The following is a 15,493-nucleotide window of genomic DNA, read 5'->3' as shown; positions in this document are numbered from 1 at the left end:
CAACGAATTCAACATGAGGACAAAACTACTTTTATTGTTTTTAACCTTTGCCATTTCAATCTGTTCGTTTGGACAAGAAATTTCCCAAAATGAAATATTAAAATTCAAAATAAAATCAATTAAAACAATTGATGAAGACGGAACAATTACTAATATTAATTTTTATAATCAACATGGTAATCTTTTCAAACAAGCTTCACCCAATGAGGATAATAAAATCATCATTAATAAAGAGTTTATTTATGATGAAAATGATAAATTAATTCAAGAACGAACCTTTGATTTTAAAGGGGATATCACCTTGGTAATTAATCACAGTTACAACAATTTAAATCAACTTATTCAAAGCAAATTAATCCGAAATGAAGAAATCATTGCAATATGGCTTTTTGATTATGATAAAAATGGAAACAAGATAAAGGAAACTCAAACTTCAAATACGATGGGTAATTCAGTGACACAATACACATACGATTTGAACCAATTACTGATTCATGAAGACAAATCAAACACGACAATCGGAAAGGAAGAACTAGTAGCCTATCAATATAATTCTGCTAAATTATTAATCGAGAAAAAGACGATTTCATATTATTTCAACACGACTATCAAAGTAACTTACTTTTATAACGACAAAAACAAATTAATCAAACAAGTTGAAGATTCTTCAAACGGAGTTTCATCAATGAAAACATTTGAATATAATAACGATAACTTGCTAATTCGTGACAATTGGAGAGGTTCAATTAGTAAAATAACCCATAAAACAACCTATGAAATAGGTTATAAATAATAAAAACGATGGTATAGTATTCCCCACTACATCAGAGTTTACAGCAATGTTACATGGTAATTATCCAACGTATTTTATAAGTTTGTCCACCCAAAGGTTTACATAAATTAACCAATAAACATTATCAAAAAATGCCTAGACTTTTCTCATATTGTATTCTATGTGACGATGGATCAGCCCCTAATCCATTTTGGGGTGTTTGTACCCTTAATATTTGTAAGCCCAAAATCCGCAGAGTTGCTAATATAGGAGACTGGGTAGTTGGTACAGGTTCGGTTGAATTTGGATTTAAAAACAAGGTTGTTTACGCAATGGAAATAACTCAAAAATTAACAATGCAGGAATATGATAATTACTGTAAAGAGCAAGTACCAAATAAAATCCCGAATTGGCATAGCAAAAAGTATGAGGAAAAAATGGGGGATTGTATATATGATTTTTCTGTTGACCCACCTAAAATAGTAGAAAGCAATCATTATGAACATAATAGAGAAGGTGATTTAGGTGGGCGATTCACCTTTCTATCTGACCATTTTTACTATTTTGGGGATAAACCAGAACCTTTACCAGAACATCATTATCTATTGTAAACCAACACCGTGGACATAAATCAAATGCGAACAAACGTTACTTCCATGACTTTGTAGATTGGATATTAACACAAGAAAAAGCAAAAAACAAGGTTTATTCAGACCCTCTAGGTAAAAAGAACTGTTCTTCTCATAAGCTAATATGTTAGATTTTGTTAGTCCTGAGCATCTTATAAAAACAAAAATTCTTGAGTTATTTGCTAACAACCCTAATTGTGTGATTTACAAACTTGGCTTCCTAAATAATTGGGAAAATGAGCCGCTTTGGCAAGTATTAATAAAAAAATCCTTAAAGTAATCCTATAGATAGAGTTTTAACTATTTTCCAACATAACGTTCACAGAATGGTTTAACCAAACACACTAGCTATTTTAAATGATGGATAGCTTCAACTAGTGGAAATAAAATGCCGATATTCGTCTCTGAAATAGCGTATAATATTAATTAGGAATGAAAAATAAATATTTTATCATCGTTTTACTTTTGATGTGTCAACAAGCTATTGGACAACAAAAAGACTATAATTTTATTAATCTTGATAGTAAAAATGGGATGTCCTCTAATACCGTAAATGCCATCTTAAAAGATAAGTATGGGTTTATGTGGTTTGGTACAGAAGATGGCTTGAACAGATTTGATGGTATTAACTTTACGGTGTACCGACACACTGAGTCTGAGCCAACCAGTGTTGGTCGAGGTACAGTAATGGCACTGCAAGAAGATAAAGATGGTAATCTATGGGTTGGTACTACTGTTACTTTATCGTTGTATAATCGGAATCTCAATAATTTTACCAATTATGATTTTTCTCCCTACGGTTGGATTAGGAGTTTGTACGCAGAACAATCTGGAAACATTTGGGTAGGAACTTATACGGGGCTGTATTATTTCAATCCTAAAACCAAAAAGATACTAACTTTCAAGGCAAATTCCACAGATAAAAACAAACTAAATTCTGACGTAATACTGAGCATATTTGAAGACCACAAAAGTAATATTTGGGTTGGTACAAGTATCGGTTTGCATTTATTTAATAAAGAAAAAAAGACTTTTAAACGTTTTTTACACAACGTTACCGATAAAACAAGTATTTCAGATAGTATTATCAGAACAATTACTGAGGATGAAAAGGGAAATCTATGGCTGGGTACAGACGGAGGCGGACTGAATGTAATGGATGTGAAAAATGGAACATTTAAGTATTTTAAATCTATCAAATCAGAAGAAACAACACTTAGTAGTAATAAGATTTATAAAATAGTATTTGATAAACTTGGGAAACTTTGGGTAGGAACGGAAGATGGATTAAACATTTTCGACCCCAAAAGTAACAAAACCACAAGGATAAAATATTCAAGCTCAAGTAAATTTAGTGAGATAGGTAGTTTTATTGGGCATTCAGTAATAGAGATTTATTTGGATAAATATGGTATTGCTTGGATTGGCACGCTACAAAGTGGCGTGAATAAATATGATATAAACCTTGCGTTTTTTAATCATGAACAATTTAATCCAGTTGACACTCATGGATTGAGTGCTGGATCTGTTACCGCTTTAGCAGAACACCCATCTGGGGATATATATGTTGGAACAGATGGTGGCGGGCTGAATATTTTCAATAGAAAAACAGGTTTGTTGAAACAACTTTCAATAAATGGTTTTAGAGGAAAAGCGAATACTTTAGAGCGTTCGGGCAATAGCCTTTGGTTAGGAACTTATCTTCATGGACTTTTCCAAATCGACCTAACTAACAATGCTGTAATCAGAACAATCCATTTCCCTAAAACTAAAACAGATTTATCCGATATTGGTATCAATTGTATCAAGACAGATAGCCAAGGAAATATTTGGATAGGTTCTAATGGAAATGGTATTTATAAAATAGACCAAAAGACGGCTAAAATATCTCATTTTAGTCAGCTTTTTCCTCAAAAAGATGATAGAAATTTAGCCATTAACGGCTATATCAACGCCATTGAAGAAGATAAGCAAGGTAATTTATGGTTTGGTGCCAATGGTTCTGGGCTTGCTTCATTCAATCCAAGGCGAAATGAGTTAATTATTTTTAATCATGGAAATAGCAATTTGCCTTTAGATAGAATAATGAGTATTTGCTGTGATAAAGTAGGACGAATATGGCTTGGCGTATTTGGCGGTGGATTGTGCTTGTATGAACCCAACACAAAAAGGTTTATACAATTTGGCGAAAAACATTTGCTTGCTAACGACATGATTTACATGATTTTAGAAGATAAATCTGGAAAATTATGGGTAAGTACCAACAAAGGAATTAGCGTTTTTGACCCCAATAAAAAGATATTTAAAAACTATACACATCATAATGGAATTCAGCAGAGTTCTTTCAATATTGGTGCGGGTTTAAAAACAAGTACAGGAGAAATGTATTTTGGAGGGCTTGATGGCTTCAATTTCTTCACGCCCGAATACCTGAATCAGAATAAAAAAATCCCTAATCTGGTTATTACAGATTTAAAAATTGCCAATAAAAGTATTAATCCAAGCGAGAATTCAGAAATTACTGAACCCATTTATATTGCTAAAAAAATTGAACTGAGTTACAAACAAAATTTCACCTTAGACTTTATTGCCTTAAATTACACATCGCCCAAAGAAAGCCAGTATTCTTATATGTTGGAAGGGCTTGACAAAGAATGGAACAAGGTGGGTTCTGCTACTTCGGTAGGCTATACAAACTTAGATCCAGGAAAATATACATTCAGGCTGAAAGCAAACAGTGAAGATGGAGCATGGCATACTCCAGAGAAGACAATCGAAATCATCGTAAATCCACCTTTTTGGCGTACTTTTTATGCTTATTTTTTCTATTTCTTCATCATTGTATTTACTTTTTGGTCGCTACGCAGAAGGGGAATTCAGAAATTACGGAATGAATTTGCCTTAGAACAAGAACGTCTTCAAGTAAAGCATTTAATCGAAAAAGAAAGAACTGAGGCTGAACGAAAAATGGAATTGGAACAACTGAAAATCAAGTTTCTAACCAATTTAAGTCATGAGTTAAAAACACCCTTAACTTTGGTTATTAATCCTATTGAAAGTTTATTATCGCAAGAAAAGAGTAACGATAAACTCAATACGCTGAACCTGATCAATAGAAATGCAAGACGATTATTGAACCTAGTGAACCAGTTACTAGATTTTCGTAAAATAGAAGACAATGAATTAAAGCTAAACCCTACTGAAGATGATTTGATTGCGGTTGGAAAAGAAATATTTGAATCTTTTAAGTACATCTCTGAACGGAAAAAAATCAATCTTCACTTTGAAAGCTCAATAAGTGAATTTTATACAGTTTTTGATAAAGAGAAAGTAGAACGCATTTTATTCAACTTACTTTCAAATGCAATTAAGTTCACGAACGAAAATGGAGATGTATATTTTCATATCGAAACAGAAGCCGATAATGGAATCAAACTGATTATTGGAGATTCTGGAATTGGTTTGCCAAAAGATATGCTCGAAAAAATATTTGACAGATTTTATCAGATAAATAATCATACAAATATTCTCAATCAAGGAAGTGGCATTGGTCTTTCTATTACTCAAGAATTTGTAAAACTTCATGGAGGGAACATAAAAGTAGAAAGTGAAGAAGGTATGGGAAGTGTCTTTACTGTTTATTTACCATTAATAACAAAACAATTTAATTCTAATAACACAGTAGTAAACGTATTATCAGAACCATTAGAAGAAGTTTCAACAGTAACCGACATGGTAGTTGTAGAACCAACTCAGATAGATAAACCTGTGATATTGATAGTTGACGATAGTGAGGATTTAAGAACATATTTGAAAGATAACTTGAAGGAAAAATATAAAATTATAGAAGCCGCAGACGGAAAACAAGGTTGGCAAAAAGCACTTACGTTCCATCCGAAAGTAATTGTTAGTGATGTTAATATGCCTAATATGGATGGAATTGCACTAACCCAAAAAATCAAGAAAGACAGTAGAACCAAGCATATTCCTGTGATATTATTAACCGTATTATCAGAAGAAATAGACCAATTGAAAGGCTTACAAACAGGTGCTAGTGATTACCTAACGAAACCATTTAGCTTTCAGCTATTGAACGTAAGGATAGAAAATCTACTCAATTTAAATAGTGCGTTAAAAGATACTTATAGCAAGCAAATCAATCTTGGAACTGCTGAAATTGAGATGGAAACCGAAGATGAAAAATTCTTGGTGAAAATCATCCGACACATCGAAGAGAATATCAGTGAGGCAGATTTGTCGATAGAAGAACTCAGTAAAGAAATGAACATGAGTAGAGGAACATTGTATAGCAAGATATTGAACTTAACAGGAGAAAAACCTGTAGAGTTTGTTCGCTCAATTAAGCTTAAAAAAGCAGCAATGCTTTTGGAAAAGAGTGATATGAAAATTTCGCAGATTGGCTATGAAGTAGGTTTTTCAAACCCAAATTATTTTGCCAGAGCATTCAGAGCAAAGTACAATGTTTCACCTTCAGAATATATTCTTCTAAAAAAAGATTTATCAAAAAGTATTTTGTCAGAATAAATGAAATATACCAATCATGATTATATAAACCGTAGCAACTTTTAGTAGCTACGGTTTTTTACTTTATAGCCCAAAAGACGAACAGACAAAGTGCAAACAAAACAGCCTTTTCACTGAATCTATAAAAGAGTATCGCTGACTTTTAAAGAAATCTGGATGATACAGCCACTTTCTTGTAATATTAAATGCCATAATTTAACGATTCTATGTCCATTGAACAAACGGTACATATATTTGACGTTATGTGCTAATCCGTTTTTTTCCCATCAGCTTACTTTACACCGTCAAAAACGCCTCAAGACATGAGGAACGTTAAATAATTTATTAAAACAATCATATTTTGCATTACTATGGAAAAATTAAACGAAACTATTTTACAACGGCAGAACAAGCTATATTTTATAGTATTGTGTGTTCTGATGCTATTCATTTCCAGCTTTACGATACAGGCACAAACAGTAAAAGGAACTATAAAAACTAAAAATGGTCAGGTTCTGGTGGGTGCTTCTGTAAGAATAAAAGGAACAACAAGAGGTACAACGACCAACAATGAAGGACTTTTTTCAATCAATGCCACTCCGACTGAAATATTGGTAATAAGTTCTGTAGGTTATAAAACAGAGGAAATCACGGTTGGCAATAAAACTTCGATAGAACTTACATTAGAAGAAGATTTATCAGCCTTGGAAGAAGTAGTTGTAGTTGGTTATGGTACACAGAAAAAGTCAGATTTAACAGGTGCGGTAGCGAGTGTAAATCTTGAAACAATGCGTAATGCACCCAACACTAACATTGGGCAATATCTTCAAGGAACAGTACCGGGATTAAACGTAGGTTTGTCAACAAGTGCTGGTGGTACTCCTCCAATTTCTATCAGGGGACAAGTAACCTTGAATGGTAGCCAAAGCGTATTGATTATTTTAGATGGTATTCAATATACAGGTTCGTTGTCGTCAATCAATCCTGATGATATAGCTTCTATTGATGTATTGAAAGATGCGAGTTCAACGGCGGTTTATGGTGCTCAGGCAGCTAATGGTGTAATTTTGATTACATCAAGAAAAGGGAAGTATAATCAAAAACCACGTATTTCATTTTCAAGTGCTTATACTTCACAAACACCTACCATTGGTAATTTAAAACCTTATGACCGTGATGGTTTTATCAAGCAATTGACCGAGGCTTTTTATGATAGAGCATATCTTGCACCAGGTTATACAGAACCGAATCCTAATTTCAAAGTATCAGATGTTGCAGATGCTTCAATGCGTGATGGTGCTGGCAATTTACTTCCTAATAACTATGATTGGTTTGGTCAGGGAACAAATAGAGGTTCAATTTTTGAAAATAACCTAAGTATTTCTGGGGGAGCCGAAAAAGTAACCTATTTGATTTCAGGGTCATTAGTAAACCAAAGTGGGTTTATTGTAAATGATAAATTCAAAAGACAATCGATTCGTGCCAATATCGAAACGCTACCATTTGAATGGATGAAAGTAGGTTTAGTTTCATCTGGTTCTTTTGTGAACCAAGATGGGCAAGAACCATCTTTTAGTAGTCTTATTCGTATATCGCCATTGTTAGTGCCTTACGATGCAAAGGGAAGTCTTATTCCTTTTCCAACGAATACTTTAGAACCTAGCCCATTTACCACTTATGAAGTAGATGATTATGATAGAAACAAGTACCTTTTTGCCAATATTTATACAGAAATAGATTTCCCTTTCTTGCAAGGACTAAAATATCGCATGAATTTTGGTAATAATTACCGACTTTCTCAGCGATTCAATTCAAGTATTTATGGAGCAGGGCAAACGGGTTCAGCTTATAAAAATACTCAAGACTATTACGACTATACTTTTGATAACATTCTTACTTACAACAAAACTTTCGGACAACATGAAGTAACGGGTACTTTGTTATATGGTTCAGTAGAACGAAAATTTAATTCTGTCAATGCAAGAGCAGAAGGTTTTTCTAGGCTTTCATTAAGTTATAATAACCTAGCATTAGGTACTACAAAATTTATAGAATCTGAGGCTTGGAACGAGTCATTGAACTACCAAATGGCAAGACTGAACTACAAGTTCAAAAATAGATACCTTCTAACGGCTACAGTGCGTCGTGATGGTTTCTCTGGTTTTGCCAAAAATAATAAGTATGGTATCTTTCCTGTAGCAGCTTTGGGATGGGTTATTTCAGAAGAAAATTTTATGAAAGAAGTTAAAGCGGTTGATTTCTTGAAATTGCGTGCTGGATATGGTACAATTGGTAACCAGACTTCTCGCTATACTTCTATTGCAAGGGTTTCTACTGGAAATGAATATTCTTACGTATATGGAGATGGGGGAACTACTTCTTTTGGACAACAAGTAACTTCTTTGGGCAATGATAATTTAAAATGGGAGCGTACTACTGGTCTAAATTTAGGGGTTGATTTTACGCTCCTCAATAGCCGATTAAATGGTTCACTTGAATACTATAATAATAAAACCAGAGATTTGTTATTTAGCGTAGCGATTCCAAATGTAACAGGGTTCGGTAATATTAATACCAACTTAGGACAAATCAACAACACTGGTTTTGAGGCATCTCTTACTGGGAAAATTTTAGAAAAAGGTGGTTTTAAATGGTCTTCAACTATCAATTTTTCTGCTAATACCAACAAAATTGTTTCACTCACGGGTGTAGATGCCAATGGTGATGGTATAGAAGATGACCTTATTTCAAGCAATCTTTTTATCGGGAAATCAATCGGTACGATTTACAATTACCAAACAAATGGTATTTATCAATTTACTGATGAAAGATTACCAAGCTTTCCAGTAGGTTCGGTGAGAATTGTCGATCAAAATGGGGATAAAGATATTACTCCTCTAGCTGACCGAATTTTCTTAGGAAGAACGGAGCCTGCATATCGTTTTAGTATTTCAAACAGTGTTGAATATAAAGGATTTACACTAAGTGTTTTAATTAACTCTGTACAAGGAGGAAAAGATGGCTACCTTAGAAATAACAATCCATCATATTTCCGTGATGACAATAGCATAAGAGTAAATTATTTACAAGGAATAGATTTTTGGTCGCCAACAAACCCTACTGGGAAATATCCTAGAAATATCTCGGGCAGTAGAGCTAAAATCGAGCCTAATATGTTCCAAAGTAGAAGCTTTATCAGATTACAAGATGTTTCGCTTTCTTATAATTTAGGCAATTTGTTGAAATCAACGAAAGCACAATCTATCAATCTATACATCAGTGGTAAAAACCTCCATACTTGGACTAAGTGGGAAGGATGGGACCCTGAAGTAAATGATAATGATAGCGACGGAAACCCTGTAAATGGTCTGACAACTTCAGGAAGACCCGTATTAAGAGCCATTACGGTAGGCTTAAATATAATTTATTAATCAAGATTAGAACAATTCGGAAATGAAAAAAATAAAATTACTATCGTTAGTTATTCTCCTGCTATTTAGCTTTTCTTGCAAGGAGAGTTTCCTAGATGAAACCCCAAGCTCATTTTTGAGTACAAGTAATGCTTTCAAAACAGCCAAAGATTTTGATGCTTCGGTCAATAACCTTTATGCTTTAGTGAGAGCAGAATTTTATTCAAGAAGTGACTGGCAACCTATGCACTATTTGTATAGAACTGATTTAGGGATAGAAGTAACAGTAGGGACAAACCCAAACCTTGCTTCAGATTTTAGTTCAACAGGAGCACTTGCCAATAATCACTGGTCTCAGATTTATAAGATTGTGGCAGAATCGAATACTGTAATTAGTAGAATTCCTAGTTCATCACTTTCTGCAACAGATAAGTTAGTGTATGAAGCAAAAGCAAAGTTTTTTAGAGCTTTTGCTTACAGAACGCTTGCATACTTGTGGGGTGGTGTACCTTTGATAACAGAGGAAATCATTGCTGAAAAAACCGATTTTAAAAGAGCAACTAAAAAAGAGGTTTTAACACAAGTTATTGAAGATTTGAAATTTGCTACTGTGAATTTGCCGACTATCGCACTTGTAAAAGATGGAGAGATTTCAAACCTTGCGGCACAACATTTATTGTCGGAAGTATATCTAGCGGATGGACAATTCAAAAATGCGGCTGATGCTGCCACAGTTGTAATTGATGATGCCGCCACAGATTTAATGCAGAATCGATTTGGTTCTCGTTCTTCCGTTACGCCTGGTGATGTATATTGGGATTTATTTCAAGCAAATAACCAAAACAGAAAAACAGCAGGGAACAGAGAAGGTATTTGGGTGATTCAATTTGAAACGGATGTACAAGGTGGTGGAGCAACTTCAACGGCTCAGGCTGGAACATATCAATTAGAAAGAGTACACGTTCCTCTTTTTCGTGATATGCGAGTAAATGGCGTAGCCTTGTTTACATGGCCAGTAGGTGATTATACAGGTGGCAGAGGTGTAGGATTCTTACAACCGTCTAGGTATTTTGCAGATTCTGTTTGGCAAAGCGATTTCAACAACGACATTAGGAATGCGAATCATAACTTTGTTCGTGAAGTAGTGGCTACTAATCCTGCGAGTCCTTTCTTTGGAAAAGTAATTTCTACGAAAAACCCACCAGCTGGAGCTGGAATTACTTATCCTTCTCGCTTTTTCTATCCATATCAGTCAAAAGCCACAACACCATTCAATCATCCTGCGGGCTTATATGTAAATCCGGGTTCATCAGACCCTATCAAGAAATATGAGTTGAAATCATCGGCTGGAGGTACTTATGCTGATCAGTATATGTTTAGATTAGCTGAAACATATCTACTCAGAGCCGAAGCATATATTGGTTTGGGCAATCAAGCCGCTGCTGCCACAGATATTAATGTGGTGCGTGCACGAGCAAAAGCTTCAGCAGTATTGCCAAGCAATGTAAACCTTGATTATATTCTTGACGAGCGTTTGCGTGAATTTGGAGTTGAAGAAAAGCGAATGCTAACTTTGATGAGAACGGGTAAATTATATGATAGAGTTGTAAAACATAATCCTTTCTATGGTGTAAATATGAAGCCTCATTTCAATCTTTGGGCTATTCCAAATGGAGAAATAGAAAGAAATAGAAGTGCAAAATTAGAACAAAACCCAGGTTATAATTAATATTATATAAAAGTAATAGAAGAGGTAACATGTTTATCTCTTCTATTCTTTTTAGGGAAAGAATAGACTTATGAAAATGAAAATAGTACCTCTTAAACTTGGATAATTGAAATGAAACGAATCTCAAAAAACACCATTTTATTAGCTATCTGTATTGCTTTTAGTTTTTCTTGTAAAAAATCAGAAGAAGAAACAAAACCCGTAGTAGTCAAGACAAATCCTTTTAAAGTAACTATTACGTCCCTCACTACTTATCAAACTATTGCAGGTTTTGGCGGTGCAAATAGGATGTGGGGAACACAATCTTTAAAACCAAGCGAAGCCTCAAAGGCTTTTGGGCTGAACGACAATCAATTAGGATTGAGTATTTTCAGGGTTAGAATATCATCTAACAAAAGCGAATGGCCTATCATCATTGAAGCTGTAAAGGAAGCCAATAAGTATGGTGTGAAAGTGCTCGCTTGTCCGTGGTCGCCACCAGCATCTTTAAAGAGTAATAAAAGTGATATTCAAGGACATTTATTGCCCGAAAATTATAAAGCATTCAAAGACTATATCAATGAATTTATCGCTTACATGGCTCAAAATGGAGCAAAAATTGATGTAGTTTCTATCCAAAATGAACCAGATTGGAAACCAAATTATGAGTCCTGCGATTATACGGCAGATGATTTTATCAATTTTTTAAAAGCACCAGGTCAAATTATTGGAGCAAAGCTTGCTGCACCAGAATCATTAAACTTTAATCAAAACCTGACAAATGCTATCCTTTTAAATGATGAAGCTTCCTCAAAAATAGACATCGTAGCAGGGCATATCTACGGAGGCGGATTGGCAAAATTTCCTTTGGCAGAACAAAAGAAAAAGGAAATCTGGATGACAGAGTATCTATTGAATTTGAATACAGGCAATGCTGGTGCGGCTGAATGGAAAACCTATTCTGAAACCGCTAAATGGGCAGAATCTATCACTATGCTAAAAACTGTTCACGATGCGATGACTAACAATTGGAATGCTTATATCTGGTGGTATCTTCAGCGTTATTATTCTTTTATTGGCGATGGTGAACAAAATACAACCAATGGAGAAGTGCTTAAACGTGGTTATGCTTTTTCACATTTTTCAAAATATATCAGACCTGATTTTGTAAGAATTGGTGTTGATGTTCCTGCTAATAATTATCTAAAAATTACAGCTTATAAAAAGGAATCACAGACTGTTGTGGTGATTATCAATCCAGAGGCTTTTTCCATAAAAAGTGTTCAACTAAATGGCTTAACGCCCAATACTGCCATTGCATATACCACTAACGAAACATCTACACTCAATAAGAAAAACCTTGAAGTAATAAACAAGACTGTAGAATTGGATATTCCTCCAAGCAGTGTAACAACCATTATATTGAATAACTGATAAGAATTTCTTCTTCCTCAATATTCTCTTAGATTTTGAGGAAGACAAATACTAAAAGATAATTAAATGCAGCAAGATTTGTTAACCAACCTTTTATTAAAGATAAAAAGAATTGCCTTTTTATGGGTGATTGTATCGTTGAATGTTCAAGCACAAAACACATCAATAAAAAATAAAAACGAAAGAGTAAAACTCAACGAAGGTTGGCGATTTATGCGTTATCAAGCCGATCCTGATAAATTGATTTATGACGTTCGTCCAGCCATACAAGAAGTAAACGACAGCAAAGTTGCCGATTCAAAACCCGATGAGGCCATAAAAATTGAAGCAAAAGAACAAGTATTGAAAGCGTGGATTCTTCCCACAGCCAACGATTTTATCAAAGACCCTTCTAAAAAACACGTTCCCCCCGCTGGAAATCCGACGACAGATTTTCCTTTCATAAAAAGTAATTTTTCAGATAATAATTGGGAAAAAGTGAATTTACCCCACGATTGGGCGATTAATCAAGCCTTTTACGAAGGTGACAAACCAGAAGTTGGTGGCGGAATGGGACGTTTGCCCAGTCAAGGCGTAGCTTGGTATCGTAAAAAAATAAGTATCAATCAAGCAGACAAAAGTAAAATTATTTACTTAGACATCGACGGAGCAATGTCTTACAGCATGGTTTGGCTCAATGGTCATTTAATCGGTGGTTGGCCTTATGGCTATAATTCTTATCGTTTAGATTTAACGCCTTACTTGAAAATTGGTAACAACAACCAATTGGCGATTAGAATTGATAACCCCAATCATTCCGCTCGTTGGTATCCAGGCGGTGGCATTTATCGCAATGTTTGGCTGACGAAAGTTGCTCCTGTTCATGTGGCTCAGTGGGGTACTTTTATCACTACGCCCGAAGTTTCTGAGAGCGAAGCCATTGTAAATTTGGCTGTACAAATCGTCAATAGAGCAAGTGTGAATAAAAAAGTAACAATAAAAACCGAAATCTATGCTTTAGATTCATTGTTAAAACCCATTGGAAAAGCCCTTGCCAATTTTCCATCAGAAATTATCAGTATCAAAACTGGCGAAAATTATCTTCAAGAAACCACTTTAAAGCTCAAAAATCCAAAACTTTGGGGAGTATATCCCAATCAAAAACCTCATCTTTATCTTGCTCGTACTCGTCTTTTCAGTGAAGGAAAAATAGTAAATGAATACGATACACCATTCGGGATTCGTAAAATTGAATTTCACCCTACGCAAGGGCTTATGGTGAATGGCAAAAAAATCAGGATTCAAGGCGTGAATCAACACCATGATTTAGGAGCTTTGGGAGCAGCCTTTAATGTTCGGGCAGCCGAGCGTCAGCTTGAAGTACTTCGAGAATTGGGCTGCAATGCCATTCGGATGGCACACAATCCGCCTGCTCCCGAATTACTTGATTTAACCGACCGCATGGGCTTTTTGGTGATTGATGAAATTTTTGATAGTTGGGAACGCAAAAAAACACCCCACGATTTTCACCTGATTTTTCCAGATTGGCACGAACCCGATACTCGTTCATTCATTCGTCGTGACCGCAACCATCCATCTATCATCGCTTGGAGTTTTGGGAATGAAGTAGGCGAACAATATACAGATGTGGAAGGAGCAAAAATTGCTAAAAAATTACACGATATTGTTCATGAAGAAGACCCTACTCGTCCAGCTTCGGCATCACAGAATTTTGCCAAAGCTGATATGCCTTTTTCAAAAGAAATGGATTTTATGAGTTTGAATTATCAAGGCGAAGGCATTCGAGACGCTTCTGCTTACCAACATTTAAAAGGCGGTATCAGAACGTCACCATCTTATCCAGCATTTCAAAAGGCTTTTCCTGATAAAATAATTATCAGTAGCGAAACTGCATCAGCATTAAGTACTCGTGGTTCATATATTTTCCCTGTGGCTTCCGAAAATTCCGCTCCTGTGAGCGATGGCGTAGGCGGGAATCCTGTTACCAAAGAAGTAAGTGCTTATGAACTTTATACCGCTCAATTTGGCTCTTCACCCGATAAAGTTTTTGCTACTCAGGACCGACACCCTTACGTAGCAGGCGAATTTGTGTGGACTGGTTGGGATTATATCGGTGAGCCAACACCTTATTATTCAGCCCGTAGTTCTTATTCTGGTATTATAGATTTGGCAGGTTTCAAAAAAGACAGATTTTACTTGTACCAAGCTCGTTGGCGACCAAATTTACGAATTGCACACATTTTACCGCATTGGAATTGGTCGTATCGTATAGGCGAAATCACACCAGTGCATGTGTTTACTTCTGGTGATGAAGCAGAATTATTTTTAAACGGAGTATCGCAAGGGAAAAAGAAAAAAGCCGAATATGAGTACCGTCTTCGCTGGGATGAAGTGAAATACCAAGCAGGCGAATTAAAAGTAATTGCTTATAAAAATGGTCAGTTTTGGACCGAAGAAATCGTAAAAACGACTGAAAAAGCTTCCAAAATTCAGGCTTCGGCAGACCGTTCTATCATCAAAGCCGATGGTGAAGACCTTGCTTTTATTACGGTAAAAATTACGGATAAAAACGATTTGACCGTACCTGATGCAAACCATAAACTATCTTTTAGTATAGAAGGAGCAGGCGAAATTGTAGCTACGGATAATGGAAATCCTGCCGATTTAATGTCATTTGCTTCGCACCAACGCCAAGCATTTAAAGGTTTGGCATTGGTGATTGTTCGTGCCAAAAAAGGACAGACAGGAAAAATAAAGCTATATATCAAAGCGGAAGGCTTAACAACGACAAGTATTGATTTATCAAGTAAAATACAATAAGAATATAGGTTGCTTGAACATTTGGAATATAGATTTAGTGTTATGTGACATTCAATGTTTATCGTTTCCACTTACTTTACGCCTCCAAATTTTTACAGGCTTGAAATATAATCAAATAGTGGGGAGTACTTCAATGGAAAAAATCTTGATTTCCATCATTGAAAGAAAAATACTGGCTGGATATGTTCAAAAACGT

7 protein-coding genes are annotated in these 15,493 nt (G+C 35.2%); all 7 read left to right on the top strand.

What is annotated here, in order from left to right; all coding sequences use genetic code 11:
• Positions 1-13 precede the first annotated feature (13 nt).
• Positions 14-793, top strand: coding sequence for an RHS repeat domain-containing protein (locus HNP25_RS10350; RefSeq protein ID WP_184133937.1), 780 nt, complete (start codon positions 14-16; stop codon positions 791-793).
• 131 nt (positions 794-924) lie between these two features.
• Positions 925-1,383: an Nmad2 family putative nucleotide modification protein gene (locus HNP25_RS10345; RefSeq protein WP_184133936.1), complete on the top strand. Its 459-nt coding sequence runs from the start codon at positions 925-927 to the stop codon at positions 1,381-1,383.
• Positions 1,384-1,833: 450 nt separating this feature from the next.
• Positions 1,834-5,946 carry a hybrid sensor histidine kinase/response regulator transcription factor gene (locus tag HNP25_RS10340; RefSeq protein ID WP_184133934.1) on the top strand — a complete coding sequence of 1,371 codons (4,113 nt, stop codon included), beginning with the start codon at positions 1,834-1,836 and terminating at the stop codon, positions 5,944-5,946.
• Between the two features lie 419 nt (positions 5,947-6,365).
• The gene (locus tag HNP25_RS10335) at positions 6,366-9,356 is read left to right on the top strand and encodes a SusC/RagA family TonB-linked outer membrane protein (RefSeq protein ID WP_184133932.1); all 2,991 of its coding nucleotides are present in this window, start codon (positions 6,366-6,368) and stop codon (positions 9,354-9,356) included.
• A gap of 22 nt (positions 9,357-9,378) precedes the next feature.
• Complete coding sequence (locus HNP25_RS10330) at positions 9,379-11,064, top strand: RagB/SusD family nutrient uptake outer membrane protein (protein WP_184133930.1); 1,686 nt, start codon at positions 9,379-9,381, stop codon at positions 11,062-11,064.
• A gap of 111 nt (positions 11,065-11,175) precedes the next feature.
• Positions 11,176-12,477 (top strand): glycoside hydrolase, encoded by a 1,302-nt coding sequence (locus tag HNP25_RS10325; protein ID WP_184133928.1) that lies wholly within the window; start codon positions 11,176-11,178, stop codon positions 12,475-12,477.
• Between the two features lie 66 nt (positions 12,478-12,543).
• Entirely contained in the window at positions 12,544-15,297 is a 2,754-nt protein-coding gene (gene galB, locus HNP25_RS10320) for a beta-galactosidase GalB (RefSeq protein WP_184133926.1), read from the top strand.
• Positions 15,298-15,493 lie beyond the last annotated feature (196 nt).

This window comes from Arcicella rosea (assembly GCF_014204325.1).
Lineage (GTDB): Bacteria > Bacteroidota > Bacteroidia > Cytophagales > Spirosomataceae > Arcicella > Arcicella rosea_A.
Note: the sequence above shows the minus strand (reverse complement) of the source record. Positions and strands in the feature narration are given on the sequence as shown.

Excerpts from the sequence above, each read along its gene's own strand:
- HNP25_RS10350 (WP_184133937.1), top strand. The coding sequence starts at position 14 with ATGAGGACAAAACTACTTTTATTGTTTTTAACCTTTGCCATTTCAATC.
- HNP25_RS10335 (WP_184133932.1), top strand. The coding sequence starts at position 6,366 with ATGCTATTCATTTCCAGCTTTACGATACAGGCACAAACAGTAAAAGGA.
- HNP25_RS10340 (WP_184133934.1), top strand. The coding sequence starts at position 1,834 with ATGAAAAATAAATATTTTATCATCGTTTTACTTTTGATGTGTCAACAA.
- HNP25_RS10330 (WP_184133930.1), top strand. The coding sequence starts at position 9,379 with ATGAAAAAAATAAAATTACTATCGTTAGTTATTCTCCTGCTATTTAGC.
- galB (WP_184133926.1), top strand. The coding sequence starts at position 12,544 with ATGCAGCAAGATTTGTTAACCAACCTTTTATTAAAGATAAAAAGAATT.
- HNP25_RS10325 (WP_184133928.1), top strand. The coding sequence starts at position 11,176 with ATGAAACGAATCTCAAAAAACACCATTTTATTAGCTATCTGTATTGCT.
- HNP25_RS10345 (WP_184133936.1), top strand. The coding sequence starts at position 925 with ATGCCTAGACTTTTCTCATATTGTATTCTATGTGACGATGGATCAGCC.